We start from the raw sequence: 20,502 nt of genomic DNA, 5'->3' as shown, positions 1-20,502 counted from the left end.
ATGCGGCCGGGCCTTTTCCTTTGAAACGAATGCACCCACATGGGGCATATGAACCCGCTCGACGCCCTTGGCCTTTCCATACCCATCATCCAGGCGCCTATGGCAGGCACGTCCACCCCGGACATGGCGGCGGCGGTCAGCAATGCCGGCGCGCTGGGGTCGATAGCAGTAGGCGCTGTGGATGCCGCAACCGCGCGCGCGATGATCCACGCCACACGGGCGCGGACCGACCGGCCCTTCAACGTCAACCTGTTCGTTCATCCGCCCGCGCAGGCCCGACCCGATGTCGAAAGCCGCTGGATCGATGCCCTGCGCCCGCTCTTCGCCCAATTTGATGCAGAGCCGCCGTCGTCTTTAAGCGAAATCTATCGCAGCTTCGCCGATGACGATGCCATGCTCGCGATGCTGGTAGAAGAGAGGCCGGCCGTGGTCAGTTTCCACTTCGGCCTGCCCGATGCGCGCCGGATCGCCGCGCTCAAGGTCGCGGGCTGCCTGCTGCTCGCCACCGCCACCAACTTGGAGGAGGCGCAGGCGGCCCGCGCCGCCGGCATCGACGCTATCGTGGCGCAGGGTTTCGAGGCAGGCGGCCATCGCGGCATGTTCGATCCCGACGGGCTGGACGCCTGTCTCGGCACCATGGCCCTCACCCGCCTGCTGGTGGAACGGAGCGGCCTCCCCGTCATCGCCGCTGGCGGCATCATGGACGGCCGGGCTGTTCGCGCCGCTCTCGACCTCGGCGCGGTCGCCGCCCAACTCGGCACCGCCTTCATCGCCTGCCCGGAAAGCAGCGCCGATGCTGCTTATCGCGCGGCGCTGTTCAGCGACGCCGCCAGCCACACGGTCATGACCCGGGCCATTTCCGGCCGTCCCGCCCGCTGCCTTCCCAACCGCTTCACCCAATGGGGCGCCGCCGCCGGTCCGCGACCGCCAGACTACCCCATTGCCTATGATGCCGGGAAAGCGCTCAATCAGGCGGCCAAGGCATCAGGCGAAGGCGGCTATGGCGCGCAATGGGCGGGTCAGGGCGCCCCGCTCGCCCGCGGGCTCCCCGCCGCGACGCTCATCGCAACCCTTGCCAAAGAGATGCGGCTCAGCCCCGATCGGGAATAGACGCGCCGAACAGCAGCACCGGCTCGCCCGGCGGAGACAGCGCGATGTCGCCCTTAGCGTCCGTCACCAGCTGGCGGATCATCCAGGCGGCCGCCGTGCGCGATGCCAGCCCGTCGATCGGCAGCGTGCCCGCCAGCGCCGCGCGCAGGTCCGGGTCCAGCACCACCTTCGGCCCTTCGGCGCGCACGACGATCTCGGTCACGCCCGGCCGCGTCTCCGCCCCGATGTCGAGCTGCCCGCCGCGCACCAGCGCATCTCCCGCGATCAGCGCCAGATTGAGCAGGATTTTCGCGGCCAGCTTGTCGAGCAGCTGCTCCTCGACCATCCAGCCGATCTTCACCCGGCCGGCGGTGGCGAACATCCCCTCGATGGCGACGCGCGCCTCGTGCGGGGGCACGGCATCACCGAACCCGCCCGCTGATCCGAACGCCAGGCGGAAGAATTTGAGCTTGTTGGCGGATGTCCGCGCGCTGTCCGACAGCAGTTCCAGGCAGCGTTCCCGCATCTGCGGGTCGGTTTCGTCCGCCATCAGTTCCAGTCCGTTGTTCAGCGCGCCGACCGGGCTGAGCAGGTCATGGCACAGGCGGGAGCAGAGCAGGCTGGCAAATTCGATGCTGTCGGTCGGGTGAGTCATGCGGTTTCGGGATCGCCATGTCTGGAAGTAAATATGCGCGTAATAAAGGCTAATGCGCCGCCCCGTCCTACGATGCAAGCCCGCCCTGCCGCCTTTCGCTCACTGGTGGTCGAGCGGAATTTCGGTGAAGCGCCCGTTAACGGCGCCGTCCCGCCCTGCGAGCCACAGACGCGCCTCCCCGCCCGCCACGATCAGCCAGAGGCTGCCATCCGGCGCTGCGCATTCCGCATCGGTCACAGACGGAACGGCCAATCCTGAAGGATGCGAATGATAATGGCCCACCACCGTCGGGCCGCCGGATCGCGCCGCTCGATGCGCGCGGATCAGCACGGCCGGGTCCAGTTCGAAATGGCGCGCGGGGTCAGGTGCCACATTGGCGGCCGGCACTATCGCGTCGATCCGGCCCCGCGTTCCCAGCAGCAAACCGCACACCTCGTTCCGGCTTTCAGCCGCCAGGGCCACGATTTGTTCCATCAATCCCCTTGATATCGCGACCTTCATTCCTACATCCCTACCTCATGGGTTCGGGGGTTTCCATCATCGAAGCGGCAATCGCGGAGGCGCAGCACGGCTTGCGGCTGGACCGCGCCCTGGCCGATCTGCTGCCCGACCTCTCGCGCGAGCGACTCAAGGCGCTGATCGGCGAAGGGCATGTCCGCAGCGAGCAACCGGGCCGCATCAGCGCCTCGATGAAAGTCGCGGCCGGCCAGTCCTTCACCATCGCCCTGCCCGATCCCACACCGCTTGACACCGTGGCGCAGGATATTCCGCTCGTCATCGTGCATGAGGATGCGGACCTGATCGTCGTCGACAAGCCCGCCGGCCTCGTCGTCCATCCCGCCGCCGGCAATCTGGACGGGACGCTGGTCAACGCCTTGCTGCACCATTGCGACGGTCAGCTTTCGGGCATCGGCGGCGTGGCGCGCCCCGGCATCGTCCACCGGATCGACAAGGACACATCAGGCCTGCTGGTCGTGGCCAAATCCGACCGCGCGCATGAGGGGCTTGCCCGCCAGTTCAAGGATCACAGCATCGATCGGCTCTACGCCGCCATCGTCTATGGCCACCCCGTGCCCCCTAGCGGCGTCGTCGATACGTGGATCGGCCGTTCCGACGCCGATCGAAAGAAGATGGCCGTTCATCGGGAAGGACGCGGCAAGCACGCCCGCTCACACTATCGTATGATTGAGCGGCTCAAGGGGGCGGCTATGGTGGAATGCAGGCTGGAAACGGGCCGCACCCATCAGGTCCGCGTCCATATGGCGCATATCGGACACCCCTTGATCGGCGATCCGCTTTACGGTAGAGAGAGGAAAGGTTTCAAATCGATACTGGAAACGCTGGGTTTCAAAAGGCAGGCATTGCACGCGAAAACACTGGGGTTCATACATCCCGTAACGGATAAGCCCCTGCTGTTCCAAAGTGCATTGCCCGTCGATATGCAGGAACTGTTAAGCGAGCTTCACGTATAGGTTTTGACAAGTTTGCGACGGCGCAGCGACGCCTCTTCTGGGTCCCGCCGCGCATGAAAGGGAAAGGTGACGACATGGCCAAGAGCAATGTCCCCGCGGTTCCGGCGCTGGGCGGTGAAGCCAGCCTCAACCGCTATCTGTCGGAAATCCGCAAGTTTCCGCTGCTCACCCCCGAGCAGGAATATATGCTGGCGAAACGGTATCAGGAACATCAGGATCCTGAGGCTGCGGCGCAACTCGTGACCTCGCACCTGCGCCTCGTGGCGAAGATCGCGATGGGCTATCGCGGCTACGGCCTGCCCGTCAGCGAACTCATCAGCGAAGGCAATATCGGCCTGATGCAGGGCGTGAAGAAGTTTGAGGCGGACCGCGGCTTCCGGCTGGCGACCTACGCCATGTGGTGGATCCGCGCCTCCATCCAGGAATTCATCCTCCGCTCCTGGTCGCTCGTGAAGATGGGCACCACCGCGGCGCAGAAGAAGCTGTTCTTCAACCTTCGCCGGATGAAGAACAATATCGAAGCGTTCGAGGATGGCGACCTGCGTCCCGAGGATGTCGCGAAGATCGCCAAGGATCTTGGCGTCAGCGAGGATGACGTGGTCTCCATGAACCGCCGCATGGCGATGGGCGGCGACACGTCGCTCAACGTCCCCATGCGCGAGGATGGCGAAGGCCAGTGGCAGGATTGGCTGGCCGACACCGATCCGCTGCAGGACGAGCGCGTCGCCGACGAGCAGGAAAAGGTTCTGCGGCACGACATGCTGGTCGAGGCGATGGACGACCTCAACGACCGCGAGAAGCACATTCTTGCAGAGCGTCGGCTTGCCGAGGAGCCCAAGACCTTGGAGGAACTGAGCCAGGTCTATGGCGTGTCGCGCGAACGCGTCCGCCAGATCGAGGTTCGCGCCTTTGAAAAGCTACAGAAGGCGATGATGCGCATTGCCGGCGACCGGATCGGTCGCATGGCAAAGCTCGCCGCCATCTGACCCAAGCCCCCATGGCGAAAAGGCCCCGGAGCGATCCGGGGCCTTTTTTGTGTCCGATCGCAAGCGAACTACCCTGCGGCGTCCCGCGCCGCCTGCAAAATCTCGTCGGACAGGTCCGCGTCGCCGACCGCGCGGGCCAGCACCAGCGCTCCCACCATCTGCGCCATGCGGGCCAGCGCCGCTGATCGATCCATCTCGCCGGCCTGTTCCAATATGCCTGCCAGTTCCTCGAACCCCTTCCGGAACGCCCCCGCCAGATCGCCGCCTTTCCGCGCGGCATCCGGCCCCAGCGCGATCAGCGCACAGCCCGTCTGGGGTGCGTCGCGATTTCGCGGGCTCAGATAGTCGTCGGCGATAGCGGCGGCGGCATCCTTCGCCTCTGCGGCAATCCCGCTCCACCGCGCAGCGCTCTTTGCCAGCGCCGCCGCGCAGGCTTCCGCCGCCAGCGCGTCCTTCGACTCGAACTGGTTATAGAACCCGCCATGGGTCAGGTCGCAGGCCCGCATCACCTCGCCGATGCCCACGCCGTCCACGCCGTGCGCGCGGAACAGCCGCGACGCGGTCTCAACCACCTTTTCCCGATTGCGGGATGCCTGCTCGCGGCTCACCTTCATATCCTGTCCTTCTCAACCGGCCCTTGACTTATATATGACGATCGTCATTTAACACCAGGCCTTTCGCCACGCAGGGGAATCCGATGCTCTCCAACGCCCTCGCCATCCGCTTGTCCGCGCGCAACGTCCATTATGGCTGGGCCGTGGTGGGCGCGACCTTCCTGACCATGCTGGTGGTGGCGGGCGCAGTCGGCGCGCCGGGCGTGTTCATCGTGCCGCTGCAGAAGGAGTTCGGCTGGAGCGCCGCCGACATCAGCGGCGCGCTCGCCATCCGCTTCCTCCTGTTCGGCGGCATCGGGCCGTTCGCCGCCGCCTTCATGAACCGCTTCGGCGTGCGGCGGATGATGCTCATCTCGCTGTCGATCGTGATCGGCGGGCTGCTGCTGTCGCTTGGCATGACCAGCCTGTGGCAGCTGATGCTGCTCTGGGGGGTGGTGATCGGCCTTGGTACGGGTCTTACCGCCATGGTGCTCGGCGCGACGGTGGCGACTCGCTGGTTCAGCGACCGGCGCGGTCTCGTCATGGGTCTCCTCTCGGCCAGCACGGCGACTGGGCAGCTCGCCTTCCTGCCGCTGCTCGCCAGCCTGACGGAAGATCATGGCTGGCGCGCGGCCTTGCTGCTGGTGTGCGGCGCGATTCTGCTGGCCGCGGCGGTCGTGCTGCTGCTGATGCGGGACCGCCCGTCCGACCTTGGCCTGCCGCCCTATGGCGACACGCAGGTTCAGCCCGCCCCGCCCCAGCCGCACAGCCTCGGCGCGCTGCTGCTGACGCCGCTCACGATCCTTCGGGAAGCGGCGTCAGTCCCCACATTCTGGATCCTCTTCTTCTCCTTCTACATCTGCGGGGCCAGCACCAATGGCCTCGTACAGACGCATTTCATATCGCTCTGCGGCGACTATGGGCTGGCGGCGGTCGGCGCCGCGTCGATGCTGGCGATGATGGGCCTGTTCGACTTCGCCGGCACGCTGGCATCTGGGTGGCTCAGCGACCGGTTCGACAATCGCTGGCTGCTCTTCTGGTATTATGGCCTGCGCGGCCTTTCGCTGCTCTACCTGCCCTTCAGCGACTTCTCGCTCTACAGCCTGTCCATCTTCGCGGTCTTCTATGGCCTCGACTGGGTGGCGACGGTCCCGCCGACGGTGAAGCTGACCGCGCAGCGCTTCGGCCCTGAAAAGGCTAACATCGTCTTCGGCTGGATCTTCGCCGGGCATCAGCTGGGCGCGGCCAGCGCGGCGCTGGGCGGCGGATTGTCGCGCACCGTCTGGCAAAGCTACATGCCCGCCTTCATCGCCGCCGGCCTGCTCTGCCTGGTCGGCGCGGGCCTGGTGCTGCTCATCAATCGCGGACGGCCACAGACGCTCGCCGCCGCCTGAACCGCCGCCGCTTGAACCCTGCCGCAGGCGCGCTAGGCTGGCGGCATGACCGCTCCTTCCGTCTCCGCCGCCCGCCGCCGCTCCCGCTGGATCGCCATCCCGTTCAAGATCCTGCTCGGCTTCATCGTCCTTTCGGTGGCGATGACCGTCCTCTACCGCTTCGTGCCCCCGCCCGTCACATGGACGATGCTGCTGGACTCCAATGGCATCACCAAGGACTGGACCAGCCTGGACGAGATCGACCCGAACATGGCACGCGCCGCGATCGCGGGGGAGGACGGGAAATTCTGCCTCCACCACGGCTTCGACGTAGACGCCATCGCGAAGGCGGCGATCCACAATGCCAGCGGCGGCCGCATCCGCGGCGGCTCCACCATCAGCCAGCAGACGGCGAAGAACGTGTTCCTGTGGCAGGGCGGCGGCTTCGTGCGCAAGGGGCTGGAGGCCTGGTTCACCGTCCTCATCGAAGCGATCTGGGGCAAGCGGCGGATCATGGAAGTCTATCTGAACGTCGCGGAAACCGGCATCGGCACCTATGGCGTGCAGGCCGGCGCGATCCGCTATTTCCATCATGGCGCGGGCAAGTTGACCCGCGCCGAAGCCGCCCGCATCGCGGCCGTCCTCCCCCTGCCCAAGCGCCGCGCCGCCGTCGCGCCCGGCGGCTTCACCCGCCGCTACGGCAACAGCATCGCCCGCCGCATCGGCATCGTCCAGCGCGACGGGCTGGACAGCTGCCTCAGATGAAATAGGAAATCCTGCGCTTAACTTCGCATATTTCCCGTATAATTCATCATAAAATTGCGCGGCGTTGATCCTATCGGAATGCAGGCTCGTTCCAGCAACGACCAACCTGCCGCACCGCCCTTCGATAGGACAGCAGCCGCTCCAACAAGAAAGGGCGGGGATCGCTCCCCGCCCTTTTCTTTTTTCACGCAACCACGCCTCTTAGAAGGTGAAGCGGGCACCCACGCGGATCGTGTAGAGCGACTGACGCGAATAGATCGTGTCGGTCGGCGTGTTGGTCGGCGCGGAGTAGCGATACTGCGCGCAAGCCTGGCCGGTGTTCGCCGTCTGCTGGGCAGCGGTCGGGTTGGTGCCAGTGGCGACCGGCGTGGTCAGACACTGCGCGCGAACCGCGATCACATTGTACGGGAAAGTGTACTCGCGGATCTGACCCCACTTCTTGTTCAGGAAGTTGGTGAAATTCTCGATATCCGCGAACAGCGTGATGCGCGAACTGCCAAGACCGGTCGGGATTTCCTGATCGACATGGAGGTCGATCTTCGTGAACCACTTGGAATTGAAGGCGTTGCGCGGCGCGATGCCACCCCGGAACTTGCCCAGCTTCGTGCTGGCGATCAGCCCGTCGAGATAGGACTGGGTTGCCGCGCTGTCATAGGAGACCAGCGGGTCGTTCGGACCGGTCGGCACGTAGAGCAGGTAACGCGAGTTCGATCCAGTCGTACCGAAGATGGCGCTGCGATTCTGCGAGGTGTCCTGCATCGTGTAGCTGTAGGGCCGGCCAATGCGGGTCTCGCCGAACAAGGCGAAGTTGGTCTTGTAGTCGCCGAAGAAGGCGTGACTGAAGTTCACACGATATTTGATATTGTGCTTCACTTCGTCGTTCGACGTGCCGACAGCCGCGCCATTGGCGTCGAGGAACGCGCCGTTGCCGTAGTTGGACGAGGCGGTCGAGGAGGTTGCCGGTGCCTGATCGGTAATGTCCTGCCAGGTGTAGCTGACACCCAGGTCCAGACCGAAGTCGAAGCTCTTATCGATGCGGGCCACCGCAACATAGCTGCGACCCTTGGTGGTGTTGGTCAGGAACAGGTCGTTGTTTGCGTCGCCGAACGTCGTGACCGAAGCGTAGCGTACGCGGCCGTCAGGCGTGCGCAGAGCGGTGGGAACTACACGCAGGTCGGTGAAGAACACTTGATTGCGGACCGACGAATAGAAGAAGTCGGCACCGAAGTTCCAGCCATTACCCAGGAACGTGTCGCGCGGAGCCCAGTCAGCCGACAAGGTTGCGCGCCACTGCGAAGGCACCTTGAACTTGTGATCCAGCGCATTGACCGGCGCGGTGGCCGAGGAGGCAGCGTTGGTTACGAGGGCATTGCCTGCGGCCGGGATCGTCGAGCCATTGACGTTCGTCAACACCGCATTTCCGCTGGCGACGTCAGTACCCGCTCCGGTGATGCTGCCATCATTGTTGCGACGCACATCGATCGAGTTCGACAGGAAGCCGGTGTTCGAGAAGCTGTTCGACACATACACGTCGGGCGAACCGCCGGCGAAGATGCCGCCGCCGCCGCGGATCGTCAGGTCGCTGGTCGGCTTGAAGTCCAGGCCGACACGCGGCTGGAAAATGCCGCGACCGTCGATATAGGCCGTGTTGGAGAAGCCATAGCGGTTGACGAAATTCTGGTTCGTCGCAGGTTTGCTGTCACCACCATAGAGGTCATAGCGCGCGCCATATGCCAGCGTCAGCATGTCGTTCAGCCGCCAGGTATCCTGGATGCCGAAGGTGAAGGTCTGATAACGGAAGCGCGCAGCGGCCTCATTCGGATCGAGCGACGGCACGGCGTTCTGGTAACGGAAACGCTGCGCATTGCCCGCCTGGAAGTCCGCGATCGAGTCGAAATAATAATCGCCGGCCGTGCGTTGCAAGAACAGGTTGAAGATCTTCGTGTCGGAGAACTCCCCGAAGATACGCAGGTCATGATCGCCGCGCGTCAGGCGACCCGCCAGCGTGCCGCCATAGGTGCGGCTGGTAAGCGAGTTGGACTGACGCGAAACGTCCGGACCGAAGCTCACCGTGCCGAAGCCGGGCTGGCAAGCGGTCGATGCGCCCGCGCCGGCCGAGCCGGGTGCGGTGCGGTCAGAGGTCGGCGCGGTGCAGACCTGGAACTGCGCGAAGCCGCGGCCCATCACCGGATCCTGCCCGCGCTTGTAATCCTTGTAGAAGGCGCGAACTTCGGTCGAGAACTCGTCGCTCCAGTCCGAGTTCAGCTGGAACACGCCGGTATGCAGGCGGTTCGACGAGATATAGCCGTTCGACGCAAGGCCGAGGCCGGGATTGCCGGTTGCGAAGGTGTTCTGGTTGAACTGGATCGAATCCTTGGTGTACATGTAGGTCAGCGACGCGCGCTGCGTGTCGGACAGGTTGGCGTCGAGACGGGCCACCAGGCGGTCGTCACGGTCGTTGCTGTTGTTGAGGACGCCGCCGGTGTCGTAGTTGTAGCGTGACTGGGCGATGTCCTGGATTTGGGCGACCTGAGCGTCCGTGATGTTCGGAATGACCGTACCGGCATTGTTGCCGGCGGTGCCTTCGGCGATCGGCGTGCCGGCACGAATGCGCTCGCCCGCGACCATGAAGAACAGCCGATCCTTGATGATCGGGCCGGACAGTTCGGCACCATAATTCTTGAATGTGAAGTTGGGCAGCGTCACGCGGCCGGTGGGGACACCCGGACCCGCCTTCGTCTCCTTGCCGGTCAGTTCGTCCGACGAATAGGCGTAGAAACCGGTGCCGTGGAATTCGTTGGTGCCCGACTTCAGAATGGCGTTGATCGCGCCGCCCTGGAAATTGCCTTCGCGCACGTCGAACGGAGCGACCATGGTCTGGAACTGCGCGATGGCGTCGAACGGAACCGGCGAGCGACGGGTCGGCAGGCCGTCCGGGTTCAGGCCGAAATTGTCGGTAACGGGGACACCGTCGATCGAGAAGCGGTTGAAGCGGGCATTCTGGCCCGCAAACGATACTGCGCGACCGCCGGTCGGGCTATCGTCAAGGCGCGCGAAGGGATCACGGCGCATGAGGTCGCGAACGTCGCGGTTCAGCGACGCGACCTGAGCGATGTCTGTGGCGGTCAGGACCGTGGTCGGACCCGAGGCCTTGAGACCGGCGCCCTTCACGCTGGAGGCGGTGACGATGATTGCATCACCTTCGCTGGCCAGTTCGACCGGCAGCTCGTAGGGCTGCGACACCACAGTAAAGATATCGGTGACGTCGGTGTTCTGATAGCCGGAAGCGGCAACGCGCACGGTGAAGGGGCCACCGACTCGCAGGCCGGTCGCGTTGAAAGCCCCGCTTGCGCCGGTCACCGCATTGACGGTCGTGCCCGAAGGAACATGCGTTACCGTGACGGTCGCACCAACGACCGGCGCGCCCTGGGCCGTCACCGTTCCGCGGATAGAGGAGGTGGTTTCCTGCGCATGCGCCGGGGCCACCATCGCGGCCGTCATGCTGACCGAGGCAGCGCCCGCAGCCAGCAAGATCTTCAAATGCTTCATATGACCCTTGTCCCTTTTCAAGAGTGGCGCGTGCGCCCCCGTTCATGCTTTATTTCAAGCCGCGGCCGCTTTTGGCGGCGCCTGACGACGCCCCTGTGATGCGTCGATTGCAATTTTGTTACAATGCGCCAGCGAGACTGTCACATTCGCACGCCGACCCCGCCACGCCCCCCGCAGGACGGCATAAGAACTTCATCAACCTATTGAAAATAATAGAATTTATGGCGATTCATACTGCTCGTTGAACAGTGGTGCAATTTTGCAACGCGGCAGGATTTTTTGTGCGGCGCAAGGAACCGTATGAGAAAAGGGTCGGCGATGCGATCGCCGACCCCTCAATCACGTCACCCCGGACTAACCGAGATCAGGCCGCGTCTTCGGCCCGCTTCTTCTTGTCGCTGAACACGCGAATCGGCTCCTTCGTGCCGGCGACGACATCCTTGTCCACCACCACTTCGCCCACGCCCTCCATCGACGGCAGGTCGAACATGGTGTCGAGCAGGATCGCTTCCAGGATCGACCGCAATCCGCGCGCGCCGGTCTTCCGCTCGATCGCCTTCTTCGCGATCGCGGTCAACGCGTCGTCCGTGAAGCTGAGTTCGACATTCTCCATATCGAACAGCTTGGCATATTGCTTCACCAGCGCGTTCTTGGGTTCGACCAGGATCTTGACCAGAGCGGTCACGTCCAGATCCTCCAGTGTCGCGATCACCGGCAGGCGACCGACGAATTCGGGGATCAGGCCGAACTTCAGCAGATCCTCGGGCTCGCTCTGACGCAGAAGCTCGCCGGTCTTGCGCTCCTCCGGCGCGGCGACATGCGCGCCGAAGCCGATCGACTTGGCTTCGAGCCGATCACCGATGATCTTTTCCAGCCCCGCGAACGCGCCACCACAGATGAACAGGATATTGGTCGTGTCGACCTGAAGGAATTCCTGCTGCGGATGCTTGCGCCCGCCCTGTGGCGGAACCGAGGCCGTGGTGCCTTCCATCAGCTTGAGCAGCGCCTGCTGCACGCCCTCGCCCGACACGTCGCGGGTGATCGAGGGGTTCTCGGCCTTGCGGCTGATCTTGTCGATCTCGTCGATATAAACGATGCCGCGCTGCGCCTTCTCGACATTATAGTCGGACGCCTGCAGCAGCTTGAGGATGATGTTCTCCACATCCTCGCCGACATAGCCCGCTTCGGTCAGAGTCGTCGCGTCCGCCATGGTGAAGGGCACGTCGAACGTCTTGGCGAGCGTCTGCGCCAACAGCGTCTTGCCGCAGCCGGTCGGGCCGACCAGCAGGATGTTGGACTTGGCCAGTTCCACCTCACCCGGCTTGGAGCCGTGGTTCAGGCGCTTATAGTGGTTGTGGACCGCGACCGACAGCACCCGCTTGGCGCGGTTCTGGCCGATCACATAATCGTCGAGCACATCGCAGATTTCCTGCGGGGTCGGCACGCCCCCATCCTTCCGGCCGACGAGACCGCCCTTGGTCTCCTCACGGATGATGTCGTTGCACAATTCCACGCATTCGTCGCAGATGAAGACGGTCGGCCCGGCAATCAGCTTACGCACCTCATGCTGCGACTTGCCGCAGAAGGAGCAGTAAAGTGTGCTTTTCGAGTCCGAACCGGTAAGCTTAGTCATTCGCTTTTTCTCTCTTCCCCCGCCCTGCCGGTCGCCTGACCGGGTTCGATCGGGGGATTTTCTGGTCCAAAGTCCATCCTAGACCGCGGCGCGCCCCTTCCACAAGGGGTCAAAATGGCGCACCGCGGTAAAGATAGCCTTTAGCCCTCTGTTGTTTCGGCCGAGACGGGCCGGCGGTCGAACACTTCGTCGACCAGACCGAACGCCTTGGCTTCGTCCGCTTCCAGGAAGGTGTCGCGGTCCATCGCCCGCTCGACTTCCTCCAGGCTCTTGCCCGTATATTTGACGTACAGGTCGTTGAGGCGACGGCGGATGCGCAGGATTTCCTTGGCCTGGATCTCGATGTCCGACGCCATGCCCTGCGCGCCGCCCGACGGCTGGTGCACCATGATGCGCGCGTTGGACAGCGCGATGCGCTTGCCCGGCTCGCCGGCTGCCAGCAGGAAGCTGCCCATGGATGCGGCCTGGCCGATGCACACGGTGCCGACCTGTGGCCGGATATATTTCATCGTGTCGTGGATCGCCATGCCCGCCGTCACAACGCCGCCCGGCGAGTTGATGTACATCCAGATGTCCTTCTTCGGATTTTCCGATTCCAGGAACAGCAGCTGGGCGACGATCAGGGAGGCCATATGATCCTCGACCTGGCCGGTGACGAAGATGATCCGTTCCCGCAACAGGCGCGAATAGATGTCGAAGCTGCGTTCGCCGCGGTTCGACTGTTCGATGACGATGGGGACCAGCGCGGCCATGGGATCGGACATGATATCGGTCATTGTTGCTCTTTTCCGGGTGATTGCTTTTGCCCACGCCCTACATCGGGACAAAAGCGGAATGGTTCAAGGGGGGACGCGCAGGACCGCGCGGGCCGTCAATCGCGCCGCGCGAAGTCGGATGGCGCGCGGAAGGCAAGATAGGAAAGCCGCCGTACTTCGCGCCGCCCGCGCACCACCGTGTCGAGGATGAGGCCGCACATCATGGATAATGTGGCCAGGATCATCAGTCCGGTGACGAGGATGGCGGTCGGGAAGCGTGGCACAAGGCCCGTCTCCATATAGGTAACGACCAGCGGCGCCGCCAGCCCCAGCGCCAGCGCGGCCAGGAAAGCGGCGATGATGCCGAAGAACAGCACCGGCCGTTCGACCCGGTACAGCGTGATGATGGTGCGCAGGATGCGCCATCCGTCCCGATAGGTGCTGAGCTTGCTCACCGATCCTTCGGGGCGCGCGCCATAGGCGGTCATGACCTCGGCCACCGGCATGGCCAGTTCCAGCGCATGGACGCTGATCTCGGTCTCGATCTCGAAACCGGCGGACAGGACGGGGAAGCTCTTCACGAAGCGGCGGGAAAAGACGCGATAGCCCGACAGGATGTCGGTGAAGCTGCGGCCGAACAGCTGCTTCAAAAGGCCGGTGAGCGCCCAGTTGCCGAAACGGTGGCCGCGCCGATAGGCCGCTTCCACCTCGTCGCGGCGCGCGCCCACGACCATGTCCAGATTGTCTTCCAGCATGGCGGCGACCATGCGCGGCGCGGCGGCGGCCTCATAGGTGGCGTCGCCATCGGCCATGACATAGATGTCGGCATCCACATCGGCGAACATGCGGCGCACCACATGGCCCTTCCCCTGCTGGCCCACGCGGCGGACGATCGCGCCCGCCTCCGCCGCCAGTTCGCGGCTGCCGTCGCTGCTGTTATTGTCGAACACATAGATGTCGGCGGTGGGCAGCGCGCGGCGGAAATCCGCCACCGTCTGCACGATCGCGCCGGCTTCGTTGTAGCAGGGCAGGATCACGGCGATGCGCGGCCCCGCCGCCGCTACAGCCCCCTCCGCGCCCCCGGTCGCGCTGTCGCCGGTGATCGGCGGATATTCCTTCATCGCTGCTGCCATTCCCTGTCCATGCCGCTGCCATGGACCATCATGTTTAACATTTCATCTGCCATGCCGCCGCCGAAATGAAAAGCGCCCGGCTTCTCGGGGGAAGCCGGGCGCTTGTTCCTGCGGCAGAAACGCCGGATTATTCGGCCTTGGCGGCGGCCTTCTTGGGAGCAGCCTTCTTCTTGGGCTTCTCCTCGGCGGCCGGGGCGTCCTCAGCGACGGCTTCTTCCTTCTTCGCGGCGGCCTTCTTGGGCGCGGCCTTCTTCGGCGCGTCCTGCGCCTTCACCTCTTCGGCGGCCGGGGCGGCGTCGGCTTCGGGCTCTTCGGCCTTCTTCTTGGCAGCAGCCTTCTTCGCCTTGGGCTTCTCGCCATGGTCATGATCATGGTCATGGCCGCAGCCCGGACCATGGACATGCGGCTTCAGGTCGCCGTCCTCGGCTTCGATCGCTGCTTCCAGTTCCTCGCGAGTCACCGTGCGGTCAGTGATCTCCGCCTTCTCGAACAGGAAGTCGACGACCTTGTCCTCATAGAGCGGCGCGCGCAGCTGGGCGGCAGCCATCGGATCCTGCCGCACATATTGCACGAAGCGCTCGCGGTCCTGCGGGCCATACTGCTGCGCGGCCTGCATGATCAGGCGGTTCATTTCCTGATCCGACACGGTGACGCCGTTCGCCTGGCCGATTTCCGACAGCAGCAAGCCCAGGCGGACGCGACGCACGGCAATGGCGCGATAATCGTCCTTCTCGGCTTCCATTTCCTTCAGCGCCGCTTCGGGATCTTCCTCATGGCTGGCTTCATGCTGAAGCTGCTGCCAGATCTGGTTGAACTCGGCCTCCACCATGCTCGGCGGCACGTCGAAATCATGCGCGGCGGCCAGCTGGTCCAGCAGCTTGCGCTTCATATAGGTGCGGGTGAGCCCGTTATGCTCCTGCTCGATCTGCCCCTTGAGCAGTTCCTTGAGCTTGTCGAGCCCTTCAAGTCCCAGCGACTTGGCGAAATCATCGTCCAGCTTGGGCTTGTCGCCGTCCAGGATCGCCTTGACCGTGATGTCGAAGGTCGCTTCCTTGCCGGCCAGGTGCTCCGCGCCATAATCTTCGGGGAAGGTGACGGTGATGGTCTTCTCGTCGCCCTTCTTCATGCCGGTCAGCTGTTCCTCGAAGCCCGGGATGAACTGGCCCGAACCGATCTTCAGCTTTACGTCCTGCGCGGTGCCGCCCTCGAACGCCTCGCCGTCGACCTTGCCGACGAAGTCGATGGAGAGCGTGTCGCCATCCTTGGCCTTGTGGCTGGCGGGATATTCCTCCAGCGCGCCCTGCTGGCTGGCGATGCGGCCGGCGGCTTCATCCACCTGCGCCTCGGGCACCTCGGCGGTCAGCCGCTCCAGCTTCAGGCCTTCGATGCTGGGCGCCGCGATTTCGGGGAGCACTTCCAGCTCGACCTTGACCTCAGCATCCTTGCCGAACTCGAAATTCTCGTCCAGCTCGACCGAAGGCTGCATCGCAGGGCGCAGCTTCTGGTCGGCGATCAGCTTCTGGATGCTGTCCTGGATCGAATTGTTGAGCGCGTCGCGTTGCAGCGATTCCCCGTGCATCTTCTTGACGAGGTTCGCCGGCACCTTGCCGGGGCGGAAGCCGGGCATCTTCACCTGCGGGGCGATCGCCTTCACTTCCTTATCGACGCGGGCGTCGATATCCTTCGACGTGATGGTCACGGTATAGGCGCGCTTCAGGCCCTCGTTCAACGTCTCGACAGTGTGCATCTCTTCTCTCAAACGCTTTCTTCAGCTGAATTTCGGTGGCTTGGCCGCAGGCGGCGCACTGGTGCGGGCGAAGGGACTCGAACCCCCACATCTTGCGATACCAGAACCTAAATCTGGCGCGTCTACCAGTTTCGCCACGCCCGCATCGGTCGCCGGTCGGCGCGGCATAGAGAAAAGCGCGATAAGAGGCAAGGGATAGTGGCGACGCACACGGAACCCCCCTGTCGCCCAAGCGTAGGCCCCTTGCATGACAGAGGAGAGACAGATGGCCACGCGTCCCGACACCGGCCCGGACGGCATTCCCGCGCCCGACATCATCGAGCCGCAATCGCCCGACGAAATGCCCCCGCCATCGAGCCCGGACGAGACTCCGATGCAGGAGCCGGACGAGATCGCGCCGGTCGGCCCGGACTATGACCAGCCCGACAGCGCCCCGGCCGAGCTTCCCCCGCCACCGGACTGATCCGTATCAAGGCCGGGGCGCACGAACTGTGCGCCCTGAGCCACATATCCACAATTTATTTTCACCATTTCGGAACTTTCAGCACGATCGTCAAAAAATGCTGACCCTACGGCTGGACAGCCCCCTGCAAGCATGATTGACTGTTACAAAATAAAGAAAGGCGGGAGAGGCGCGGCTGGCAAACAAGGGGGTCGACGTGCACAGGGTTCGCGCAAAACTGGACTGGTTCAAAACGGTCATCCTGCCTCAGGAAGCGGCGCTTCGGGGCCGTTTGCGCCGCATTCTCCCCTCCACCCATGAGCTTGAGGATATGGTCGCGGAGGTTCTGACCCGCGCCTATGCCACGGAAAATTGGGAGAATGTGACGACCGGCCGGGCCTATCTCTTCACCATCGCCCGCAACCTCGTCATCGACACCGCCCGCCGCAACAAGGTGGTCAGCTTCGAAACCATCGCCGACCTCGAACTGCTCGGCGGCGAAAACAGCATTGAGGCCCAGCTCCACGCCCGCGAAGCGCTCCGCCAGGTCGAGGCGATCGTCGAGTCGCTCCCCCCGCAATGCCGCCGCGTCTTCATCCTCCGCCGCATCCACGAAAAATCGATGCTGGAAATAGCGGACGAAATGTCCCTGTCCGTTTCTACCGTTGAAAAACATCTGGCCAAAGCAATCGCAATAGTTATGCGAGCCTGGGCGGAACGTGAGGAAACGGACTTCGAACGTGCGGGCGTCGGGACCAGAGTCGGATGGCGACAGCAGGAACGCGATAGAAGCGGAAGCCGCGCGCCTGCTGGCCAGGCTTAACGCCGACCCCACGCCGCAAGACGAAGCCCAAATCTGCGCCTGGATCGAATCCAGCCCCGCCCATGCCATAGCCTTCGCCCGCGCCGAAGCCGCCTGGGACGCCGCCGAGCGGCTGAAAAGCGCGGCTGCCGACATCAGCCTGCCCCCCATCGTCGATGAAGCGAACCAGCGCCGCCTGTCGCGCAACATCATGGTCGCCGCCGCCGTCGCGGTGATGCTCTTCATCGTCGCCGCCATCGTCACCGTCCGCACCTTCAGCGGCGTCGATCGTTACGAAACCGCCGTGGGCCAGATGCGCGACATCGCGCTGTCGGACGGGACCATCCTGCACCTCAACAGCGACAGCGAGGCGGAGGTGCGCTTTACCGAAAACGGCCGGCGCGCCCGCATCCTGAAGGGCGAAGCGTCCTTCGATATCGCCCATGACAAGACCCGCCCCTTCGACGTCGAGGCGCGATCCGCCGTCATCCGGGCGGTCGGCACCGCCTTCAACGTCCGCCTGCGCCCTTCGCTGGTGGAACTCACGGTCACGCAGGGCGCGGTCACCGTGCGCTCGGGCGGCAGCGCCGCGCAGAAGGTCGCCGCCGGCAACGGCGCGGTGATCCAGCCCCGCCGCATTTCCCTGACGCAGCTCGGCCCCAAGCTGATCGGCCAGCGCACCGCTTGGCGCGAACAGATGGTCGAGCTGGATGGCGAGACGATCGAGCAGGCAGCGGGCGAGTTCAACCGCTACCGCGCCGCCCCGATCCTGATCGGCGACCAGCGCGTCTCCTCGTTGCGCATCGGCGGCCGCTTCCGCACCACCGACAGCCGCGAATTCCTCTCCGCCCTGCAATACAGCCTGCCGATTCGCGCCGTCGATGGCGAAGACGGATCGGTCATGCTGCTCTACCGCGACGAGGACCAACCCGCCCTCAGCCAGGAAGCGAGCAGTCCCGCCGGGTGAGTCCGGTGATATTTGCTCTTGGCCTCAACGTCCCTAGAATGCCGCGATGAAGATCGCCGTCCTTTCCGACATCCATGGCAACATCGCCGCGCTCGACGCGGTGCTGGCCGACGCCGTCGAGCGGGGAGCCGACCGGATCGTCAATCTGGGCGACATCTGCTCGGGCGGGCTGTTCCCGATGGAGACAGCCGAGCGGCTGATGGCGCTCGATCTGCCGACAATCCGGGGCAATCACGAGCGCCAGCTGCTGGAACAGGCGCCCGAGCAGATGGGATTGTCGGACCGCCATGCCGCCCTCACCTTGCGACCCGAGCATTTCGCCTGGCTGGCGGCGCTGCCCGAGACATTATGGCTGACCGACGACATTTTGCTGGTCCATGGCACGCCTGACAGCGACCTCGCTTATTATCTGGAAACCGTGACGGAAGACGGCATCCGCGCAGCGACGCCGACAGAGGTGAAGGCCCGGACCGGCACCGTCCCCGCGCCCGTCATCCTGTGCGGCCATACTCATGTCCCGCGCGTGGTGGCGCTCGATAACGGTCCGCTGATCGTCAATCCGGGCAGCGTCGGCCTGCCCGCCTATGACGATGTCCGGCCCCACCCGCACAAGGTGGAGACCGGATCGCCCCATGCCCGCTACGCCATGCTGACGCAGAAGGAGGGCGCATGGCGGGCGGAGTTGCTCTGCGTCGACTATGACTGGGACCAGGCGGCCCGCGACGCGGAGGCGCATGGCCGTCCCGACTGGGCGAGGGCGCTGCGCACCGGGCGCGTTTAGCGGCCGGAAATATCGCTACATCGCGTTACCCGCCGCCTCCAATGCCTCGTCCATCGTCTCGGGCAGCGGCGGCTGCACCGGCCGGTCGCATCCCGCCTCGCGCATATGGGCGCGCAGCGCGTCCATACGGTCCAGCCGCCAGCGCGCCAGCGGGACGCCGAGCGGCCGGAACTCCGCCCGGTCGAAGAGCTCGACGACATAGGATTGGCAGAGGCGGTCCACCTGTTCCAGCGACAGCATTCCCAGGTTCATGACCATGGGCTTGCCCGGCACCCCATCCCGCCCGCGCACCAGATCGGTGACGTAGAGGCCGCCGCGCGGATCGATCAGCACCACGTCCGCCTGGCTCGAGTCGATCAGCCTGTGGCTGGCGGCATAGGGCGCGACGAATTCATGCGTCCGCCACACCAGGAAGGCGCTGCCTAGCGCGGTGATGGCAAGGCCGACGAACAACGGCCGCAGCGCCCCCGCCGGTCGAAAGCGCGCCCAGCCCAGCCCGCTCAGCAGGCAGAAGGGGCCGATGAAGCCATGGGCGTAGCGGAACCCCCAGCCATAGCCCTGCGCCAGCGCCAGCACGCATCCGGCGAGGCAGCCAAGCGCCAGCGGCAGCGCGATCTCCTGCCCCCGGATCATCGCCCGCCAGCGCATCGCCGCGATCCCCAGCACCGCCAGCGGCACCATCAGGATGTTGTTCCACGCCATATAGCGGCTGAGGTTCACCAGCGGCTGCCACCGGTCGCCCAGTCGCTGGAACAGGCTGCCCACCTTGTCCGCCACACCGGCCGAGGGGCGGACGTCGGTCGGCGCGCCCAGCGCGTGGAGCAGGAAGCCCGGCCACAGCTTCGCCCACACGATCACGATCGCGACCAGGGTCAGTGCATGGAACGCCGCCACGCCCCATCGCCGCGCCAACAGCATCCACAGGATGAAGGGGATGATGAAGATCGGCGGGAAATGCCACTGGTGCAGCCCCGCCGCCACCAGCGCGACGACGCCAGCCGCCAGATGCCCCATCACCCCGCCGCGCAGCACCAGCGCCAGCCACACCATGTTGAGCGCGAAATGGCCGGTCATGGCATAGGGGGTCATCGCCGTGACCCAGAGCTGGCTGGACGAGAAGCCGAGCAGGATCGTCACCCACACGGCGTCCGGCCGATCGGGCATCAGCCGTACCGCGATCCGCCACAGCGCGGCAAGGCCCGCCATCAACAGCACCGGCCCCGCCAGATTGGGGTCGCCCAATTGCCAGAAAAGCGCCTGGATCGCACTGTTCACCGGCAGATAGGCCGCCGTCCAATAATCCGCCGCGCCGAAGGGGGAAAAGAATTCTGGCATGATCGCCCGGCGATAGGGCTCCCATTCCACCGGAATCGGCCGCGCGAACAGCCCTTCGCGCATATAGGCGGCGGCGAAGCGCGCGACCTCCTCGTCGCGGCTGATCGCATAATCCTGGAACAGCGCATAATGGCCGGCCCATGCCGCCAGCCCCAGCAGCACGATCAGCGGAACGACGATGCGGGCGCTGGGCGGCGGCAGGGCAAAACCCCGTCCTTCGGCAAATGGCGCGGCCAGCGCCAGCAGCATCGCCATGCCGAAAAGCGCGGGAAAATCCTGATCCAGAAACAGGATGACGGGCAAGCTGATGCCCTGCCGATAGGTGACGTGCCACAGGAATGTCGCGCCAAGCCACAGGGCAAGGCCGATGGCGCCCGCCAGATACAGGCGGCGCGCATCGACGAAGGCGCTGCCCGGTCCCATTC

The 20,502-nt window shown here is 64.7% G+C and carries 18 protein-coding genes and 1 tRNA gene; 9 read left to right on the top strand and 10 right to left on the bottom strand.

Annotation, left to right across the window (positions count from 1 at the left end; all coding sequences use genetic code 11):
* Positions 1 to 39 precede the first annotated feature (39 nt).
* On the top strand, positions 40 to 1,110 hold the full coding sequence (locus ACFQ24_RS12145; RefSeq protein WP_380911532.1) for an NAD(P)H-dependent flavin oxidoreductase: 1,071 nt from the start codon (positions 40 to 42) through the stop codon (positions 1,108 to 1,110).
* Here the strand turns inward: ACFQ24_RS12145 and ACFQ24_RS12140 are convergent.
* On the bottom strand, positions 1,091 to 1,744 hold the full coding sequence (locus ACFQ24_RS12140) for a histidine phosphotransferase family protein (RefSeq protein WP_380911530.1): 654 nt from the start codon (positions 1,742 to 1,744) through the stop codon (positions 1,091 to 1,093). The genes ACFQ24_RS12145 and ACFQ24_RS12140 overlap by 20 nt on opposite strands.
* Before the next feature lie 99 nt (positions 1,745 to 1,843).
* Positions 1,844 to 2,245, bottom strand: a complete 402-nt coding sequence (locus ACFQ24_RS12135) for a M67 family metallopeptidase (protein ID WP_380911528.1) — start codon at positions 2,243 to 2,245, stop codon at positions 1,844 to 1,846.
* 17 nt (positions 2,246 to 2,262) lie between these two features.
* Here ACFQ24_RS12135 and ACFQ24_RS12130 point away from each other — a divergent pair, with 17 nt between their 5' ends.
* Both ACFQ24_RS12130 and rpoH read left to right on the top strand, forming a co-directional pair.
* Positions 2,263 to 3,216 (top strand): RluA family pseudouridine synthase, encoded by a 954-nt coding sequence (locus ACFQ24_RS12130; RefSeq protein ID WP_380911526.1) that lies wholly within the window; start codon positions 2,263 to 2,265, stop codon positions 3,214 to 3,216.
* 74 nt (positions 3,217 to 3,290) lie between these two features.
* Positions 3,291 to 4,202 carry an RNA polymerase sigma factor RpoH gene (gene rpoH / locus ACFQ24_RS12125; protein WP_380911524.1) on the top strand — a complete coding sequence of 304 codons (912 nt, stop codon included), beginning with the start codon at positions 3,291 to 3,293 and terminating at the stop codon, positions 4,200 to 4,202.
* A gap of 68 nt (positions 4,203 to 4,270) precedes the next feature.
* Here rpoH and ACFQ24_RS12120 read toward each other — a convergent pair whose 3' ends face one another.
* Positions 4,271 to 4,816, bottom strand: a complete 546-nt coding sequence (locus ACFQ24_RS12120) for a TetR/AcrR family transcriptional regulator (protein ID WP_380911522.1) — start codon at positions 4,814 to 4,816, stop codon at positions 4,271 to 4,273.
* Between the two features lie 83 nt (positions 4,817 to 4,899).
* Between ACFQ24_RS12120 and ACFQ24_RS12115 the strand changes: the two genes are divergently transcribed.
* Positions 4,900 to 6,189: an MFS transporter gene (locus tag ACFQ24_RS12115; protein ID WP_380911520.1), complete on the top strand. Its 1,290-nt coding sequence runs from the start codon at positions 4,900 to 4,902 to the stop codon at positions 6,187 to 6,189.
* 45 nt (positions 6,190 to 6,234) lie between these two features.
* Positions 6,235 to 6,933: a monofunctional biosynthetic peptidoglycan transglycosylase gene (mtgA, locus tag ACFQ24_RS12110; protein ID WP_380911518.1), complete on the top strand. Its 699-nt coding sequence runs from the start codon at positions 6,235 to 6,237 to the stop codon at positions 6,931 to 6,933.
* Positions 6,934 to 7,134: 201 nt separating this feature from the next.
* Here the strand turns inward: mtgA and ACFQ24_RS12105 are convergent, their stop codons facing one another.
* From ACFQ24_RS12105 to ACFQ24_RS12080, 6 genes are all read right to left on the bottom strand, one after another.
* On the bottom strand, positions 7,135 to 10,482 hold the full coding sequence (locus ACFQ24_RS12105) for a TonB-dependent receptor (RefSeq protein ID WP_380911516.1): 3,348 nt from the start codon (positions 10,480 to 10,482) through the stop codon (positions 7,135 to 7,137).
* 364 nt (positions 10,483 to 10,846) lie between these two features.
* Complete coding sequence (clpX, locus tag ACFQ24_RS12100; RefSeq protein WP_380911514.1) at positions 10,847 to 12,115, bottom strand: ATP-dependent Clp protease ATP-binding subunit ClpX; 1,269 nt, start codon at positions 12,113 to 12,115, stop codon at positions 10,847 to 10,849.
* A 140-nt stretch (positions 12,116 to 12,255) separates the two neighbouring features.
* Entirely contained in the window at positions 12,256 to 12,891 is a 636-nt protein-coding gene (gene clpP, locus ACFQ24_RS12095) for an ATP-dependent Clp endopeptidase proteolytic subunit ClpP (protein WP_380911512.1), read from the bottom strand.
* A gap of 95 nt (positions 12,892 to 12,986) precedes the next feature.
* On the bottom strand, positions 12,987 to 13,991 hold the full coding sequence (locus tag ACFQ24_RS12090; protein ID WP_380911636.1) for a glycosyltransferase family 2 protein: 1,005 nt from the start codon (positions 13,989 to 13,991) through the stop codon (positions 12,987 to 12,989).
* Between the two features lie 139 nt (positions 13,992 to 14,130).
* The gene (tig, locus tag ACFQ24_RS12085) at positions 14,131 to 15,750 is read right to left on the bottom strand and encodes a trigger factor (protein WP_380911510.1); all 1,620 of its coding nucleotides are present in this window, start codon (positions 15,748 to 15,750) and stop codon (positions 14,131 to 14,133) included.
* A gap of 59 nt (positions 15,751 to 15,809) precedes the next feature.
* A tRNA-Leu gene (locus ACFQ24_RS12080) sits at positions 15,810 to 15,894 on the bottom strand.
* Positions 15,895 to 16,015: 121 nt separating this feature from the next.
* Here ACFQ24_RS12080 and ACFQ24_RS12075 point away from each other — a divergent pair.
* The 4 genes from ACFQ24_RS12075 (at position 16,016) to ACFQ24_RS12060 (ending at position 18,742) form a co-directional block, all read left to right on the top strand.
* Positions 16,016 to 16,213: a hypothetical protein gene (locus ACFQ24_RS12075; protein ID WP_380911508.1), complete on the top strand. Its 198-nt coding sequence runs from the start codon at positions 16,016 to 16,018 to the stop codon at positions 16,211 to 16,213.
* A gap of 196 nt (positions 16,214 to 16,409) precedes the next feature.
* Complete coding sequence (locus ACFQ24_RS12070; RefSeq protein WP_380911506.1) at positions 16,410 to 17,015, top strand: RNA polymerase sigma factor; 606 nt, start codon at positions 16,410 to 16,412, stop codon at positions 17,013 to 17,015.
* Positions 16,933 to 17,961 (top strand): FecR family protein, encoded by a 1,029-nt coding sequence (locus tag ACFQ24_RS12065; RefSeq protein WP_380911504.1) that lies wholly within the window; start codon positions 16,933 to 16,935, stop codon positions 17,959 to 17,961. Before ACFQ24_RS12070 ends, ACFQ24_RS12065 begins: the two co-directional genes overlap by 83 nt.
* Before the next feature lie 46 nt (positions 17,962 to 18,007).
* Positions 18,008 to 18,742 (top strand): metallophosphoesterase family protein, encoded by a 735-nt coding sequence (locus tag ACFQ24_RS12060; RefSeq protein WP_380911502.1) that lies wholly within the window; start codon positions 18,008 to 18,010, stop codon positions 18,740 to 18,742.
* A gap of 15 nt (positions 18,743 to 18,757) precedes the next feature.
* Here the strand turns inward: ACFQ24_RS12060 and ACFQ24_RS12055 are convergent, their stop codons facing one another.
* Positions 18,758 to 20,500: an MFS transporter gene (locus ACFQ24_RS12055; protein ID WP_380911500.1), complete on the bottom strand. Its 1,743-nt coding sequence runs from the start codon at positions 20,498 to 20,500 to the stop codon at positions 18,758 to 18,760.
* Between the last annotated feature and the right edge of the window lie 2 nt (positions 20,501 to 20,502).

Source organism: Sphingobium olei, assembly GCF_042678845.1.
In the GTDB taxonomy this organism is placed as follows: Bacteria; Pseudomonadota; Alphaproteobacteria; order Sphingomonadales; family Sphingomonadaceae; genus Sphingobium; species Sphingobium olei.
The sequence above is the reverse complement of the archived record's forward strand: the minus strand, read 5'-3'. Positions and strand labels throughout refer to the sequence as shown.

What these genes read in the sequence shown, in the direction of transcription:
- ACFQ24_RS12145 (WP_380911532.1), top strand. Translation starts at nt 40, where the DNA reads ATGGGGCATATGAACCCGCTCGACGCCCTTGGCCTTTCCATACCCATC.
- ACFQ24_RS12075 (WP_380911508.1), top strand. Translation starts at nt 16,016, where the DNA reads ATGGCCACGCGTCCCGACACCGGCCCGGACGGCATTCCCGCGCCCGAC.
- tig (WP_380911510.1), bottom strand. Translation starts at nt 15,750, where the DNA reads ATGCACACTGTCGAGACGTTGAACGAGGGCCTGAAGCGCGCCTATACC.
- ACFQ24_RS12105 (WP_380911516.1), bottom strand. Translation starts at nt 10,482, where the DNA reads ATGAAGCATTTGAAGATCTTGCTGGCTGCGGGCGCTGCCTCGGTCAGC.
- ACFQ24_RS12135 (WP_380911528.1), bottom strand. Translation starts at nt 2,245, where the DNA reads ATGAAGGTCGCGATATCAAGGGGATTGATGGAACAAATCGTGGCCCTG.
- clpX (WP_380911514.1), bottom strand. Translation starts at nt 12,115, where the DNA reads ATGACTAAGCTTACCGGTTCGGACTCGAAAAGCACACTTTACTGCTCC.
- ACFQ24_RS12090 (WP_380911636.1), bottom strand. Translation starts at nt 13,991, where the DNA reads ATGAAGGAATATCCGCCGATCACCGGCGACAGCGCGACCGGGGGCGCG.
- clpP (WP_380911512.1), bottom strand. Translation starts at nt 12,891, where the DNA reads ATGACCGATATCATGTCCGATCCCATGGCCGCGCTGGTCCCCATCGTC.
- ACFQ24_RS12140 (WP_380911530.1), bottom strand. Translation starts at nt 1,744, where the DNA reads ATGACTCACCCGACCGACAGCATCGAATTTGCCAGCCTGCTCTGCTCC.
- ACFQ24_RS12115 (WP_380911520.1), top strand. Translation starts at nt 4,900, where the DNA reads ATGCTCTCCAACGCCCTCGCCATCCGCTTGTCCGCGCGCAACGTCCAT.
- ACFQ24_RS12120 (WP_380911522.1), bottom strand. Translation starts at nt 4,816, where the DNA reads ATGAAGGTGAGCCGCGAGCAGGCATCCCGCAATCGGGAAAAGGTGGTT.
- mtgA (WP_380911518.1), top strand. Translation starts at nt 6,235, where the DNA reads ATGACCGCTCCTTCCGTCTCCGCCGCCCGCCGCCGCTCCCGCTGGATC.
- ACFQ24_RS12055 (WP_380911500.1), bottom strand. Translation starts at nt 20,500, where the DNA reads ATGGGACCGGGCAGCGCCTTCGTCGATGCGCGCCGCCTGTATCTGGCG.
- rpoH (WP_380911524.1), top strand. Translation starts at nt 3,291, where the DNA reads ATGGCCAAGAGCAATGTCCCCGCGGTTCCGGCGCTGGGCGGTGAAGCC.
- ACFQ24_RS12060 (WP_380911502.1), top strand. Translation starts at nt 18,008, where the DNA reads ATGAAGATCGCCGTCCTTTCCGACATCCATGGCAACATCGCCGCGCTC.
- ACFQ24_RS12130 (WP_380911526.1), top strand. Translation starts at nt 2,263, where the DNA reads ATGGGTTCGGGGGTTTCCATCATCGAAGCGGCAATCGCGGAGGCGCAG.